At 71.3% G+C, this 15,147-nt stretch carries 10 protein-coding genes and 2 pseudogenes; 7 read left to right on the top strand and 5 right to left on the bottom strand.

Annotation, left to right across the window (positions count from 1 at the left end; genetic code table 11):
- Positions 1–140: 140 nt before the first annotated feature.
- The 5 genes from ABZT06_RS31705 to ABZT06_RS31685 are packed head-to-tail and all read right to left on the bottom strand — an operon-like array spanning position 141 to position 5,703.
- Positions 141–1,451 carry a DUF58 domain-containing protein gene (locus tag ABZT06_RS31705; RefSeq protein WP_355748557.1) on the bottom strand — a complete coding sequence of 437 codons (1,311 nt, stop codon included), beginning with the start codon at positions 1,449–1,451 and terminating at the stop codon, positions 141–143.
- Positions 1,451–2,440 carry a MoxR family ATPase gene (locus ABZT06_RS31700; protein ID WP_355748554.1) on the bottom strand — a complete coding sequence of 330 codons (990 nt, stop codon included), beginning with the start codon at positions 2,438–2,440 and terminating at the stop codon, positions 1,451–1,453. Before ABZT06_RS31700 ends, ABZT06_RS31705 begins: the two co-directional genes overlap by 1 nt.
- Entirely contained in the window at positions 2,440–3,642 is a 1,203-nt protein-coding gene (locus ABZT06_RS31695; RefSeq protein WP_355748551.1) for a DUF4350 domain-containing protein, read from the bottom strand. Before ABZT06_RS31695 ends, ABZT06_RS31700 begins: the two co-directional genes overlap by 1 nt.
- The gene (locus tag ABZT06_RS31690) at positions 3,639–4,358 is read right to left on the bottom strand and encodes a DUF4129 domain-containing protein (protein ID WP_355748582.1); all 720 of its coding nucleotides are present in this window, start codon (positions 4,356–4,358) and stop codon (positions 3,639–3,641) included. The genes ABZT06_RS31695 and ABZT06_RS31690 overlap by 4 nt, the downstream gene beginning before the upstream one ends.
- 31 nt (positions 4,359–4,389) lie before the next feature.
- Positions 4,390–5,703 (bottom strand): hypothetical protein, encoded by a 1,314-nt coding sequence (locus tag ABZT06_RS31685; RefSeq protein WP_355748548.1) that lies wholly within the window; start codon positions 5,701–5,703, stop codon positions 4,390–4,392.
- Between the two features lie 140 nt (positions 5,704–5,843).
- Between ABZT06_RS31685 and mtnA the strand changes: the two genes are divergently transcribed.
- The 7 genes and pseudogenes from mtnA (at position 5,844) to raiA (ending at position 14,963) form a co-directional block, all read left to right on the top strand.
- The gene (gene mtnA, locus ABZT06_RS31680) at positions 5,844–6,992 is read left to right on the top strand and encodes an S-methyl-5-thioribose-1-phosphate isomerase (RefSeq protein WP_355748545.1); all 1,149 of its coding nucleotides are present in this window, start codon (positions 5,844–5,846) and stop codon (positions 6,990–6,992) included.
- Positions 6,993–7,139: 147 nt separating this feature from the next.
- Entirely contained in the window at positions 7,140–7,829 is a 690-nt protein-coding gene (gene mtrA, locus ABZT06_RS31675; RefSeq protein WP_187281934.1) for a two-component system response regulator MtrA, read from the top strand.
- A 1-nt stretch (position 7,830) separates the two neighbouring features.
- A complete protein-coding gene (gene mtrB, locus ABZT06_RS31670; RefSeq protein ID WP_355748542.1) occupies positions 7,831–9,915 on the top strand; it encodes an MtrAB system histidine kinase MtrB in 2,085 nt (694 codons plus the stop codon).
- Positions 9,905–11,749, top strand: coding sequence for an LpqB family beta-propeller domain-containing protein (locus ABZT06_RS31665; protein WP_355748539.1), 1,845 nt, complete (start codon positions 9,905–9,907; stop codon positions 11,747–11,749). Before mtrB ends, ABZT06_RS31665 begins: the two co-directional genes overlap by 11 nt.
- A gap of 298 nt (positions 11,750–12,047) precedes the next feature.
- Positions 12,048–12,335, top strand: a pseudogene (locus ABZT06_RS31660) (ComF family protein); the annotation flags it as partial.
- Positions 12,336–12,971: 636 nt separating this feature from the next.
- Positions 12,972–13,436, top strand: a pseudogene (locus tag ABZT06_RS31655) (ComF family protein); the annotation flags it as partial.
- Between the two features lie 834 nt (positions 13,437–14,270).
- Positions 14,271–14,963, top strand: coding sequence for a ribosome-associated translation inhibitor RaiA (gene raiA / locus ABZT06_RS31650; RefSeq protein ID WP_355748537.1), 693 nt, complete (start codon positions 14,271–14,273; stop codon positions 14,961–14,963).
- The last annotated feature ends 184 nt before the right edge of the window (positions 14,964–15,147 follow it).

Raw genomic sequence — 15,147 nt, 5'->3', positions numbered from 1 at the left:
TGCAGGGGGGACCCTGTGGGAGAGTAGGACACCGCCGAACAATTTTTGAGAAAACCCCCGTGCCATTCGGCACGGGGGTTTTCTGCGTTTAGGGTTCAGTTCTTTTCCTCGAGGGGCGCGATGCGCCCCCTTTTTCGTGGTTACAGGCGCCCCGCTGCTTTCAATGCCAGGTATGCGTCGGCCAGCGCTGGAGCCAGGTCGTCCGGCGTCGCGTCGACGACAGTCACTCCGTGGCGGCGTAGTTGTTCCGCCGTGCGACTGCGTTCCGTCTGGGCCTGGGCAGCGGCAGCGGCCTCGTAGATCGCATCGGTATTGCCGCGGGCCGCGGCCATGCGGGCAATGTGGGGATCCGCCACTGAGGCCAGAAGGACCGTGTGCCGTTGGGTGAGTTGAGGGAGTACGGGCAGCAGGCCCTCCTCGATGGGCGCGGCGTCGAGGCTGGTGAGCAGCACGACGAGGGAGCGGCGTGGGGCCGTACGCAGGGCTGTGGCCGTGAGACCACGTGCGTTCGTTTCGACGAGTTCGGGCTCGAGGGTGGCCATCGCGTTCACCAGCGAGGGGAGCAGGTCGTTGGCTGTTCGGCCTTGGACCAGGGCGCGTACTACGCGGTCGTATGCGAGGAGGTCCACGCGGTCGCCGGCGCGTGAGGCGAGGGCGGCCAGGAGCAGGGCCGCGTCCATGGAGGCGTCGAGGCGGGGGGCGTCGCCCACGCGTCCTGCCGAGGTGCGGCCGGTGTCGAGGACCACGAGGATGTGGCGGTCGCGTTCGGGGCGCCAGGTGCGTACGGCGACGGAGGTCTGGCGGGCGGTGGCTCGCCAGTCGATGGAACGGGTGTCGTCACCGGGGACGTATTCGCGCAGGCTGTCGAATTCGGTGCCTTCGCCGCGGGTGAGGACGCTGGTGCGGCCGTCGAGTTCGCGCAGGCGTGCGAGCTTCGAGGGGAGGTGCTTGCGGCTGGTGAACGGGGGCAGGACGCGCACCGTCCAGGGGACTTTGTGGGTGCCCTGGCGGGAGAAGAGCCGGAGGGGGCCGTAGGAGCGGATCGTCACTCGGTCTGCCTGACGGTCACCGCGGCGGGTGGGGCGTAGGCGGGTGGTGAGGCGTCGGCGTTCGCCCGCCGGGACCGTCAGGCGGTGGCGGGAGGCTTCCACTTCCGTGCCAGGGAGCCAGCTGCTGGGGGGCCAGGCGTCGCGGACGTGGGCGCGGAGCGGGCGGCCGGACGGGTTGGTGACGGTGAGGGTGACGTCGGCCGCCTCGCCCAGCCGGGCGGAGGTGTCGCCGGACCGGGTCAGGCCGAGCCGTCGTACGGGTGCCGCCAGGGCGAAGTCGCAGGCGCAGGCCACTGCCAGGGGGGCGTTGACCGCGAGGATGCCCGTCCAGCTGGGGTCCCAGATGCCTACGGGGAGGGAACCCAGGGCTGCGAGGAGCGCGGCGCGTCCGGTGAGGGCCATCAGCGGGGGACCGGTACGTGGGCGAGGATCGCGTTGATCACGGAGTCGGCCGTCACGCCCTCCATCTCGGCCTCCGGGCGCAGTTGTACGCGGTGGCGGAGGGTGGGGAGGGCCAGGGCCTTCACGTCGTCGGGGATGACGTAGTCGCGGCCGGTGAGCCACGCCCACGCGCGCGAGGTGGCCAGGAGGGCCGTGGCGCCGCGCGGGGAGACGCCGAGGGTGAGGGACGGGGACTCGCGGGTGGCGCGGCAGACGTCGACGACGTAGGCGGTGATCTCGGGGGAGACCGTGGTCTTGGCGACTGCTGCGCGCGCGGCTTCGAGGTCGGCGGGGCCTGCTACGGGGCGTAGGCCGGCGGCCTTGAGGTCGCGGGGGTTGAAGCCCTCGGCGTGGCGGGTGAGAACGTCGATCTCGTCCTGGCGGGAGGGGAGCGGGATCGTCAGCTTGAGGAGGAAACGGTCCAGCTGGGCTTCGGGCAGGGGATAGGTGCCCTCGTACTCCACCGGGTTCTGCGTCGCGGCGACCAGGAACGGGTCGGGGAGGAGGCGGGGGGTGCCGTCGACCGTGACCTGACGCTCCTCCATGGCCTCCAGGAGGGACGACTGGGTCTTGGGCGGGGTGCGGTTGATCTCGTCCGCCAGGAGGAGGTTGGTGAAGACCGGGCCGGGCTGGAAGGAGAACTCGGCGCTGCGGGTGTCGTAGACCAGGGAGCCCGTCACATCGCTAGGCATGAGGTCGGGGGTGAACTGGACGCGCTTGGTGTCGAGTTCCAGCGCGGATGCGAGGGCGCGGACGAGCAACGTTTTGGCGACCCCAGGGACTCCTTCAAGTAGTACGTGCCCGCGGCAGAGGAGGGCGACGACGAGACCGGTCACGGCGGGGTCCTGGCCGACCACGGCTTTGGCGATCTCGGCGCGCAGGGCTTCCAGGGAGGCCCGGGCGGTGTCCGGGCTCCCGGTGGTCCCGGCGTTGTCAGTGGTCGGGTCCATCATGAACGGCGTACCTCTCTTTCGAGGGCGTCGAGTTGGTCGGCTAGGGAGATGAGGGCTGCGTCGTCGCCGGGCGGCGGGCCGAAGAGCAGGGAGTGCAGGGACGGTCCGTCCCCGTTGCTGTGGAGATGGGCGGACAGGGCGGGCAGCAGTGCTTCGGGCGCGTGCGCCTGGGTGACGGGGACGCCTACGAGGGGGGCGAGGCGGGTGCGGGTCGTGGAGCGAAGAGCGGAGGCCGCGCGGTCGCGGGCGCCCGCCTTGCGGTAGAGGCGGGCGCGGCCTTCGACGGTCTCGGAGGCGCGGATCGCCACGGGGAGTTTTTCGGGCACCAGGGGGCCGAGTCGGCGTGCTCTCCACAGGGCGGCGAGCGCTGCCGCGAAGAAGAGCTGAAGTGTGCCCCAGAGCCAGCCCGAAGGGAGCAGGTCGAGGAAGCCCTTTTCCTCGCCCGGGTCGGTGGCGGAGGAGTCGGAGAGCGAGGGGAGGTACCAGACCAGATGGGGGCGGGAGCCGAGGAGTTGGAGGGCGAGCGAGGCGTTGCCCTGCTCGTCGAGGGTGTCGTTGTAGAGGATGTCCGGCGCGCCGAGCACGACGGTGTCACCGTCCCCGGAGGCCGCCGGGACACGCACCAGGGTGGGCAGGCGCTCGCTGCGGTAACACTCGTCGTTGCCGGGGTGGGTGACGGTGTACCGGATGCCGCCGGTGTCGGCCCTGCCCGCGCGATGGGCCGCCGGCAGGCCGCAGTCGGGGGAGAGCGTCGAGTCGAGGCTGGTGGCGGGGTCTGCGACGACGCCCGGCGCCAGCCGCTCCACGGACCAGCTGCCGGGGGCGACGAGGACGGTGCGGCCGTCGGAGTCGGCGGTCGCGGAGCGCAGTTCACTCTGCTGGCGGTGCGTCAGGAGGTCGGGTATGGCGACCAGGAGGGTGGTGTCGGGGCCGGCCGCGGCGCGTGCCTCGTCCAGGGTGGTGACCACGCGGGTGTCGACGCCTCGGTCGGCGAGGAGTTCGGCGACGGCGCGGCTGCCGTAGGGGTCTGGGGAGCGCGGGTCGAGGCTGCCGTGGCGTTCGGTGGAGCGGATCGCCGCGATCGCCACGGCCGCGACGAGGAGGAGCACGAAGGCGAGTACGACGCCTCGCGCGCGGGTCCACACCTGGCGGGCGGTGGGCGAGGCCGAAGTGGACGGGAGCGTGGCCTCGGTGGTCATCCGGCGGCTCCCTGGCGGGCGTTGGGGTCCGCGCTGTGGCTGCTGCTCGTGCTGTTCGCGAGCACTGGCTTGGTGCGTTCCAGGTCGCGGTCGAGTTCGGCGATGCGGTGGTACGACTGCTCGGTCGCGGCCCGGCCGCCGTACGTGACGTCGTCGAAGTCCCGGGCCGCGGAGCGCAGCCGGTCCGTGTGGGAGGGCAGGGCGTGGCCCGCTTCCGCGGCGGCCTCGTCCGCGGTGCGGCCGGGACGGACGTCGAGGAGGGCGCGTTCCTCCAGGGAACGGACGATCGCGCGCATGCGCTCCTGTACGGCCTGGTTCCAGTGGCCCTGGGCCGCGTGTGCCTCGGCGGCCGCGCGGTGGTCGGCGGCGCTGCGGGGGCGGTCGTCGAACAGGGTGGCGGAGGAGGCGGGCCCGCGGCGCGGGGTGCCCAGGCGCCACCACAGTGCGCCGACGATCAGGACGATCGCGGCGATGACGACGACCAGGCCGAGTGGTCCGCCCGGCGTCGCTGACGAGGCGGCGTTGAACAGCTTGTCGACCCAGTCCCAGAAAGCGTTGAGGGCGCGCTGGAACCAACTGGGGTCGTTCTCGTGGTACATGCGCTTGGACAGTTCGCGGCGGGCCGCCTCCCGCGCGGGGCCGCGCGGGATCGTCAGCGGCGGTTCGTCGGCGGACCGTGCCGGTGACAGCACGGAGGCGTCGACGGCGCGCAGCATGGTGAGCACTCCCCCCGGCAGGTTCACCGCATCAGCTCCCGGGAGTGGGGCCGGTGCCGTAGCCCTGGACGCCTGCCGCGCGGGCCAGTTCGAGGTCGAGGGCCTCGCGGCGGATGCGCTGGTCGATGTAGAGGAGCACGGTGACGCCCGCCGAGATCGGGAAGGTGATCATGGAGCCGATCACCGAGCCGATGCCGCTGATGATGAGGAACGTCCAGCCGAGGTCGCCGGTGCCGTGGACGAAGCCGCCGACGCCGTCGCCGCTGAGCGCCGCGGCGAGGAAGGTGAAGGGGATGACGACGATCGCCGCGACGATGTTCGCGATGATCCCGGCCAGCATCTGGATGCCGAGGACCCGCCACCAGGAACCGCGGACCAGCTTCGTGGAGCGGCTCATCGACTTCACGATGGTCTGCTTCTCCAGCATCAGCGCGGGCGAGGCCAGGGAGAAGCGGATCATCAGCCACAGAGCCACGACGCCGGCTCCGAGGACGCCCAGGACCACGAGGGCGATACCACCGCCTTCGGAGCCCGCTGCGGCCACGAGGATGCCGGGCAGTGCCCCTACGGCGAGCACGCCGAAGGTGATGAGCAGCAGCAGGAAGATCAGGCCGAACAGCCTGGGAACCTGCGGGCGGGCGTCGCGCCAGGCCTCACCGGTGGTGACGGGCCTGCCGAGTACGGCACGGCTGGTGACGGTCGTCAGCAGCGCGGTCGCGGCGACCGTGCCGATGAGGGAGATCAGGAAGACGACGGTGGAGCCGATCATGGTCTCGCCCAGGGCGTGGAGCAGCTCGTCGGCGCTGGCGCTGGGGTCGTTGAGGGCCTCGGTCCCCGCGCTGTCGTTCAGGACGAGGCCCTGGAGCAGGATGACGAGGACCTGGGTCACGACGGCGACGGTCAGCGAGATGCCGAGGACTGTGCGCCAGTAGGTGCGCATGGTGGAGACCGCGCCGTCGAGGATCTCGCCCACGCCGAGCGGGCGCAGGGGGATCACGCCGGGCTTGGCCGCGGGCGGGGGACCGCCCCAGCCGCCGTAGCCACCGCCCCAGCCGGGGGGAGGGCTGTATCCGCCGGGCGGGCCGGCGGGCGGCTGGGTTCCCCAGCCCTGGCCGGGTGGTGGGGGCGGCGGGGTCTGGCTGGGAGCGGCGGGGCCGGTGGGGGCGGACCACTGACCGGCCGGGGGCTGCTCCTGGGACCACTTCGAGCCGGCGTCCTGCGGGTTGTCCTCCGGTTGCTGCGCGGGCTTCGCAGTGTCGGGACCGGCGGCGGGACCGGACGTGCCGGGCTCGTGCCCGTCGGACGGGGCGGATCCGGGCGAGGCCCAGCCCGGAGTGTCGTTCATCGTCGCTCCTTCACGGTGCCCGTCCGCGGTCGCGGCGGCAGGTTGGCAGCCATCGTGCCATGGGGTGGTCGGCGCAGGACCAGCCGCGGTATGGGCTGCACACCTTCAATACTCCGGCGCACAAGGGGCAGACTGATCGCATGGCTGATCAGTACGTGCAATCCGGCGATGACAGCAAGCCCACCGAGATCCCGGCGATCCGCTGGGAGGAGCCACCCGAAGGCCCTGTGCTGGTGCTCCTCGACCAGACGAGGCTGCCGGCGGAGGAGGTCGAACTGGTCTGTACTGACGCGTCCGCGCTGGTGGAGGCGATCCGTTCGCTCGCCGTGCGGGGGGCGCCGTTGCTCGGCATCGCGGGGGCGTACGGGGTCGCGCTCGCCGCCGCGCGCGGGTTCGACGTGGACGAGGCGGCGGCCGTGCTGGCCGGCGCGCGTCCGACCGCGGTGAACCTCGCTGTCGGAGTGCGCAGAGCGGCGGCCGCTTACCAGGCAGAGCTCGGCAAGAGCGGTGACCAGGAGACGGCGGCCGGGGCGGCGCTGGCGGCGGCGCGCAGCCTGCACCGTGAGGACGCGGCGGCCAGTGCGGCGATGGCCGAGCGGGGGCTGGCGCTGCTGGACGAGCTGCTGCCGGGCGGCGGGCACCGGATCCTGACGCACTGCAACACCGGTTCGCTGGTGTCGGGCGGCGAGGGGACGGCGTTCGCGGTGGCGCTCGCGGCTCACCGCGTGGGGCGGCTGCGGCGGCTGTGGGTGGACGAGACGCGTCCGCTGCTCCAGGGCGCCCGGCTGACGGCGTACGAGGCGGCTCGCAGCGGGATGGCGTACACCTTGCTGACCGACAACGCGGCGGGTTCGCTGTTCGCGGCCGGGGAGGTGGACGCGGTGCTGATCGGGGCCGACCGGATCGCGGCCGACGGCTCGGTGGCGAACAAGGTGGGGAGCTATCCGCTGGCGGTGCTCGCGCGGTACCACCATGTGCCGTTCATCGTGGTGGCGCCGCTGACCACGGTGGATCCGGACACACCGGACGGGGCGTCGATCGAGGTGGAGCAGCGGGCCGGGCACGAGGTGACCGAGATCGTGGCGCCTCAGGCGCCGGTGGCGGGGGCCGAGGCGGGCGGCGGGATTCCGGTGGCGCCGCTCGGGACGCAGGCGTACAACCCGGCCTTCGACGTGACGCCGCCGGAGCTGGTGACGGCGATCGTGACGGAGGAGGGTGTGGTGTCGCCTGTGACGGCCGAGGCCCTTGCCGAGCTGTGTGCGAGGTCGCGGGAGGTGACGATCAGCTGATTTCGATGCGGTGGCCACGCATTCCGCCGACACCGGCGGCTCGCGTCCATGGCGGCGGTCGAGGCAGACAGTGACGGTCCAGTACGACTAAGGTCACTGGTCGGTGAGCTGTCTCACCACTGCCTTCACCACTGTTATGAGAATGGGATGATGTCGTTTATGAAGGGACGAGTCCTTGTCGTCGACGACGACACCGCACTTGCCGAGATGCTGGGCATTGTGCTGCGTGGTGAAGGTTTTGAGCCGTCTTTCGTAGCCGACGGTGACAAGGCGCTGGCCGCGTTCCGTGAGGCCAAGCCGGATCTGGTGCTGCTGGATCTGATGCTGCCCGGGCGGGACGGTATCGAGGTGTGCCGTCTGATCAGGGCGGAGTCCGGGGTGCCGATCGTGATGCTGACGGCCAAGAGCGACACCGTCGATGTCGTCGTGGGCCTGGAGTCCGGCGCCGACGACTACATCGTGAAGCCGTTCAAGCCGAAGGAGCTCGTGGCCCGGATCCGGGCGCGGCTTCGCAGGTCGGAGGAGCCGGCTCCCGAGCAGCTCGCCATCGGTGACCTGGTCATCGACGTGGCCGGCCACTCCGTGAAGCGGGAAGGGCAGTCGATCGCGCTGACGCCGCTGGAGTTCGACCTGCTGGTCGCGCTCGCGCGCAAGCCGTGGCAGGTGTTCACGCGTGAGGTGCTGCTCGAGCAGGTGTGGGGTTACCGCCACGCCGCCGACACCCGGCTCGTCAACGTGCATGTGCAGCGGCTGCGCTCCAAGGTCGAGAAGGACCCGGAGCGGCCCGAGATCGTGGTGACCGTCCGTGGTGTGGGTTACAAGGCAGGGCCCAGCTGACATGTCCGGAGACAGTGCCGCTTCGTCGCCCGGGCGGACCGGGGTGAGTGCGGAGCGGCCTGTCGGGCGGACGAAGGCCCGTTCCCGGTGGGGGCGGTTCCTGGAGGGCGGCCTGCTCCAGGGCGGAGTCCAGGGCAGCCCGGTCCTGAGGCTCTTCATGCGCTGGGTGCGCCGGCCGCTGCTGCCCGTGATGCGGCTGTGGCGGCGAAACATCCAGCTCAAGGTCGTCGCCACGACCCTGCTGATGTCGCTCGGCGTGGTCCTCCTACTGGGCTTCGTCGTCATCGGCCAGGTGCGCAACGGGCTGCTCGACGCCAAGGTGAAGGCCTCGCAGAGCCAGGCCACCGGCGGGTTCGCGGTGGCCAAGCAGAAGGCGGAGGAGGCCGATGCGGGGACCGACGACACGGCACCGGCCGACGGTCGGTCCGACCAGTTCGTCATCGAGTGGATGAGCAACCTCGTCTACTCGCTCTCCAGCGGCGGTCAGGGCGCCTTCGACGTGGTGACCCTGCCCGTGGGCGGCGACAGCGGAAGCGGGCGCGGGCCGCGTGCCTCGGGCGACGTCGACCCGACGGCCAGTGTCCCCGAGGCTCTGCGCGAGAAGATCGACGAGAACACGACGGCCGCTCAGAGCTACACCCGCATCGTCTACGACCCCTACCAGGAGCCCCAGCCGGCCCTGGTCATCGGCAAGCAGGTCAACGACCCCAACGGCGACCCGTACCAGCTGTACTACCTCTTCCCGCTCACCCAGGAGGAGAAGTCGCTCAGCCTGGTCAAGGGCACCCTGGCGACCGCCGGGCTCTTCGTCGTCGTACTCCTCGGAGCCATCGCGTGGCTCGTGGTGCGGCAGGTCGTCACGCCGGTACGGATGGCGGCCGGGATCGCCGAGCGGCTGTCCGCCGGGCGGCTGCAGGAGCGGATGAAGGTCACCGGCGAGGACGACATCGCGCGGCTCGGTGAGGCCTTCAACAAGATGGCGCAGAACCTTCAGCTGAAGATCCAGCAGCTCGAGGACCTGTCGCGGATGCAGCGGCGGTTCGTGTCGGACGTGTCGCACGAGCTTCGGACACCGCTGACGACCGTACGGATGGCCGCCGACGTCATCCATGACGCGCGCGAGGACTTCGATCCGATGACCGCGCGGTCGGCCGAACTGCTCGCCGACCAGCTGGACCGGTTCGAGACGCTGCTCGCGGACCTGCTGGAGATCAGCCGGTTCGACGCGGGTGCGGCGGCGCTGGAGGCCGAGCCGATAGACCTCAGGGAGGTCGTGCGGCGGGTCGTCAGCGGGGCCGAGCCACTGGCCGAGCGCAAGGGCACGACGGTCCGGATCGTGGGCGACCAGCAGCCCGTCGTCGCCGAGGCCGACGCCCGGCGGGTGGAGCGGGTGCTGCGCAATCTCGTCGTCAACGCCGTCGAGCACGGCGAGGGCAGGGACGTCGTGGTCAAGCTGGCGTCGGCGGGCGGGGCGGTCGCGATCGCGGTGCGCGACTACGGGGTCGGGCTCAAGCCCGGCGAGGCCACGCGCGTCTTCAGCCGCTTCTGGCGGGCCGACCCGGCACGCGCGCGTACCACCGGCGGTACCGGCCTCGGGCTGTCCATCGCCCTGGAGGACGCGCGGCTGCACGGCGGCTGGCTCCAGGCGTGGGGTGAGCCGGGCGGCGGCTCGCAGTTCCGGCTGACCTTGCCCAGGACGGCCGACGAGCCGTTGCGGGGCTCGCCGATACCCCTGGAGCCCAAGGATTCGCGGCGCAACCGTGGACTCGACGACGCCGGCCTGCCGCGCGGGGGCGGCGACAAGGCAGCCACCGTGCCTGTCCAGCCGAAGGGCGACAAGGCCACCGCGCGGGACCCGATATCGCCCCGGGCGGGCGCGGTGACCCCCACGGCCGATCCGACGGCGTTGCCCGGCAACGGCGCGCGCGTGGTCCCCCGGCCGACATCGAGTGCGCGACAGCCGGACGGTGCGTCGGCCGGCGACACGTCCGGCGGGGACGCCTCCGGCGGTGAGACCGTGAGCCGCCCGGACGCCGGGTCGCAGGAGTCGTACGAACAGCAGGGGGAGGCATCCCGTGGTCGCTGACCGCGAGGGGAGCGGCCGGCGCACGCCGGGGCGCGCGGCGGCGTACGCCGCCTGTGGTGTCGTACTGCTGGCGGGGTGTGCCTCGATGCCGGACAGCGGGGATCTGCGCGGGGTCGACTCCACGCCGCGGCAGGACACACCGGTGCGCGTCTTCGCGATGCCGCCGCAGGAGGACGCTGAGCCCACGGACATCGTGCAGGGCTTTCTCGAGGCGCTGACCAGCGACGATCCGAACTACGAGACGGCCCGCAAGTACCTGACGCCGAGCGCGGCGAAGCAGTGGCAGCCGGGGCTGTCCACCACGGTGCTCGACGACGGGCCCGGTGCCGACGTCGTACCGCCCGCGGACCGGCAGCAGACCGACGACAAGTCTTTCACGCTGGTCGGCACCAAAGTGGCCGTGGTGGACGCGCAGCAGTCGTATGCGCCGGCCTCGGGGGAGTACCGGGAGACCGTGCACCTCGTGCAGGACAAGAAGACCAAGCAGTGGCGGATCGACAGTCCTCCGCAGGGCGTCGTCATGGGGAAGTCGGACTTCCAGCGGAACTACGTGTCCGTCAACAAGTACTACTTCGCTTCGAACACCAGGGCGGCGACGGCTCCGCAGACCGTGGCGGTCGCCGACCCCGTCTATGTGCGTGAGCGCGTGGACCCCATGACGCAGTTGGTGCGGTCCCTGCTCAAGGGGCCGACGAGCTGGCTCGACCCCGTCGTCAGGACGAGTTTTCCCACCGGTACGGCCCTCAGGAGCGGCGTCTCCTCGCTGGCTCCCGACGACCGGAGCACGCTGACGGTCCCCCTCAACAACAAGGCCAGGAACGTCGGTTCGGACCAGTGCAAGGCGATGGCGGCCCAGCTGCTGTTCACCCTGCAGAATCTCACCCCTGCCGTGGATGACGTCGAACTGGAGGCGGGCGGCAAGCAGTTGTGCACCGCCGCGGAGAGAGACGCCGATGGGGAGGCCACGCGCGGTTCGGTCGAGAGCCCCGAGTTCCTGTACTTCGTCAACGGCGAGCACCGGCTGGTACGGGTCTCCGCCGAGGCGGACGGCAGCGGTACGAAGGCCGAGCCGGTACCGGTGCCCGGGGCGCTGGGCGAGGGTGACAAGGACCTGGGGTCGGTCGCCGTCTCCCGGGACGAGCACATGGCGGCCGGAGTCAGCCTCGACGGCACGGCGCTGTACGTCGGATCGATGGTGTCGGGCGGATCGCTCGGAGATCCGATGCTGGTCAGCAGCGGCAAGACGGCTGGGGACCGGCTGACCACGCCGAGCTGGGACACCGAGGGCGACCTGTGGGTGGCCGACCGGAACCCCGCCGATCCGCGGCTGTTGCTGTTCAAGGAGGGCGCGGGCAAGCCGCTGGTGGTGGAGACCCCCGGCCTGGACGGGCGCATCAAGGACCTGCGGGTGGGCGCCGACGGTGTGCGGATCGCGCTCGTCGTGGAGAAGGGCGGCAAACAGTCGCTGTTCATCGGGCGGATCGAGCGGGAGGGCAGGACCGGGGACCCGCAGAGCGTCTCGGTGCGGGAACTGCGCTCCACGACACCGGATCTGGAGGAAGTCACGACCATGTCCTGGGCCGGCGACAGCAGGCTCGTGGTGGTCGGGCGCGAGCAGGGCGGTGTGCAGCAGACGCGGTACGTCCAGGTCGACGGCTCCACTCCGGAGGGGCCGCCGCCGGCCGCGCTCACGGGTGTGAAGGAGATCGCTGCGTCCGAGGACGACGAGATGCCCTTGGTGGCCTACTCGGAGGACGGGATCGTACGGCTGCCGTCCGGGGCGCAGTGGCAGAAGGTGGACGCGGACGGGACGGCGCCGGTCTATCCGGGATGACGTGACGGGACCGCGCTGTCGGGAGCGGCCGCTTTTGCCGGGGTGAGGCCCTGGTGGGGGTGGCCGCTTTTCGTTTCTGGGGCCGGTGGGGGATTGGGGGCTGGGTGGGCGGGCCGGATTCGCCGGGTTGGAATGTCTTACGGGTGCGGATTCGCGGGCTGCGTTCGGCTGACCGATTAGCTGTATGGGGCCGACAATTCTTGGTGGGAACGGCTGTTCGTATCGGGGGCCGGAGTTTTCCACAGGTGGTTATCCACAGGGGTGGCCGGTCGGCTTCCGCGTTGGCACAGTGGTGGGCATGCGGGGGTGGTGGCAGGACCTCACTGATCTGGTGCTGCCGGCCGAGTGCGGAGGCTGCGGGAAGTCGCGAACGGTGCTCTGTCCGGAGTGCCGTGCCGCCCTGGACGGGGCCGCGCCGAGCCGGGTGCGACCGGCGCCGGAGCCGCCCGGCCTGCCGGTGGTGCACGCGGCGGCTCGGTACGTGGACTCGGTACGGGCGGTGTTGATCGCCCACAAGGAGAGGGGGGCGCTGGGCCTCGCGGGGCCGCTCGGTACGGCTCTGGCGGGGGCCGTGTGGGCGAGCGTGCGGGAGGTGTCTGAGCCGGGGGGTGGGGGATCGGCGTCAGGCTGGCTTCAGGGGGCCTGGGAGCGGGGCTGTGGGGCTTTGGACGGGCCCCTTGGGGAGTTGGATCGTGAGCCTCCTGGGCAGGCGCTGGTGGGCTTTGACGGGGCATGGACCGGTGGGCTTGGTGCGGGTGTGGGCCGGGCCGGTGGTGCGGGGGCGTGTGTGGGCCGGGCTGGTGATGCGGGCACGTCTGCGGGTTGGGCTGATGGTGCGCGGAGGTCTGGGGGTTGGGCTGGTGGTGCGGGGAGGTCTGGGGCCTCTGGCGGTGAGGCTGGGCGGGCGCGGGCGCGGGCGCGGGCGCGGGCGCGGGCGGTCGGCGGGACGGGTGAAGCGGCTTTGGCCTGGGGCGGGGACGCGGCGGGTGTAGAGGACCTTCGCGCGGGTGGGGGCGTGCCAGGTGCAGAGGTCTTGGACAGAGGGGGTGGTGCGTCGGATGCGGAGGTCTGGGGCCGAGGCGGCTGCGCGGCAGGGGTGGACGGTGTGGGCAGGGGTGGCCAGGCGGCAGGTGAAGACGCCCTGGACAGTGGCAGTGGCAATGGCAGCGGTGTGACGGGGGCAGGGGCCCCCGCCGCGGGTTGCGTGTCAGGTGGTGTGGCCCTGGTGGGAGGCGGGGTCTCGGGTGGTGCGGCCCTGGTCGGAAGCGGGGTGTCAGGTGGTGGGGCGCTGGCCGGAGCCGGTGGTCCGCAAGCGGGTGCGTTCGGTGGTGGCGGGTGGAGCGGGGAGGGGAGCGGTGTGCCGGTGCTGCTCGTTCCCGTGCCGTCCGCTCGGCGGGCGGTTCGGGCTCGGGGGCATGATCCGGCGCGGCGGATCGCGCTGGCGGCGGCGGGGGAGTTGCGGCGGGCGGGGATGCCGGCGCGGGTGGTGGCCGTACTGCGACAGCGGCGGGGGGTGGCCGACCAGTCGGGGCTCAACTCCAGGCAGCGGCTGGACAATCTCGCGAACGCGCTGACGGTGGTTCCCGGTGGCGGACGGCTCCTGGCCGAGGGGCTGGTCGTACTGGTCGACGACCTGATGACCACGGGTGCGTCCCTGACCGAGGCGGCGCGGGCCGTCCGGGAGGCGAGGGCCCGGGAGAGCGGGGAGGCGAAGGCTCGGGAGAACCGGGCGGTGCGCGCTCGGGAGAACATCGGGCACCGCGATGAACAGACGCTCACCCGACACCGTGATCAACGGCAACAGCACGGAGGAGAGCGAGGCGGTCGTCGGCAGCGGGAGACGGGTGCGTGGCCTGATGATCGACGGTCCGAAGCGGGTACACGGCAGGAGCATCGGCTGCCGGGGACAGCGGGACACTCTGCCCCCGGGCGGCGGCGCTCGGACGGACGTCATGGCGAACGGTGGCAGGACGGAGGCGGGAACCGCGGTGAACGAGAGGTGGCCGGATGTGGCGATGAACCGCCGGGCCTCGTGTACACCGCTGCAACTCGGGAAGGCATGGGGGAACGGATGATCGCAGTGACGGAGGAGGACGCGGGCCGGGAGCACTGCTTGGCGACACCGACGGGCGCCGGTCGCGTTCGTGACGTGATCTGCGCGGCAGTGGTCGCGGCCTCGCCGGACTCCTTCGAAATAAACCGGAACTGACTGCGAAGTTGCATCGTTGCAGGTTAAGAGAGAGTCAATTCACCTGAACGGAGGTACGTCGTAGTAGAGGGTGACGACATCCGTCCAGGCGAGATATGTTCGGTTGTGAGAGAAAGGCGCAGGCCACACCTCGCAAATCCGGATGCCGTGCCCGCGGGATTTCCACCATCACCCGCGACGGTGGAATGGAGATCTTGCCCGCGGGGGAGGAGGTGGAAGTCACCGAGTCCGAGGTTCCGGGGCTCACCGGAGCCTGGTGCAAAAGGGAGATGCTCCGCATCGAGGCGGAGCGATCCGGGAACGGAGTTCTGCGTGGACATCGTCGTCAAGGGCCGCAAGACCGAGGTGCCCGAGCGGTTCCGCAAGCACGTGGCCGAGAAGCTGAAGCTGGAGAAGATCCAGAAGCTCGATGGCAAGGTGATCAGCCTCGACGTCGAGGTGTCCAAGGAGCCGAACCCCCGACAGGCCGACCGCTGTGACCGAGTGGAGATCACGCTCCGCTCCCGCGGTCCGGTGATCCGGGCGGAAGCGGCAGCCAGCGACCCGTACGCGGCACTCGACCTGGCGGCGGAGAAGTTGGACGCCCGGCTGCGCAAGGAACACGACAAGCGCCACACACGCAGGGGCGCACGGCGGCTCACGGCTGCCGAGGTCGCCGACCACGTTCCGGACGCGGCGACGCTCAACGGCGACGGCCGCCCTGTCCACGATGACGAGTCGGACGGCGTGCCCACCAAGAAGATCGGCTCTCTGGAGATCCAGGGTGAAGGCCCCCTCGTGGTCCGTGAGAAGACCCACGTCGCCTCCCCGATGACCCTCGACCAGGCGCTCTACGAGATGGAACTGGTCGGGCACGACTTCTATCTGTTCGTCGACTCCGAGACGAAGGAACCGAGTGTCGTCTACCGGCGACACGCCTACGACTACGGCGTCATCCACCTGAGCACGGACCCGATGGTCGCCCAGGCGCACTCTCCCGCGGCCGGCGACACGACGGGCAGCTGACCCTCCCGGATGACAGCTGACCGGGTGCCCCTGGAGCGCGTGTGCGCCCCCAGGGGCACCCGCGTGCGACCACTTCGCGCCCCGCTCTGTCACCTCACTGTCGTCCGGGCATGAAATCATGGACCCACCGGCCCAACCGGTGGGTCGTTGCCTTGGGTTGGCGATGGCACAGGACCAGCCACAG

This window comes from Streptomyces sp. NPDC005483, assembly GCF_040606035.1.
Classification (GTDB): Bacteria; Actinomycetota; Actinomycetes; order Streptomycetales; family Streptomycetaceae; genus Streptomyces.
Note: the sequence above shows the minus strand (reverse complement) of the source record. Positions and strands in the feature narration are given on the sequence as shown.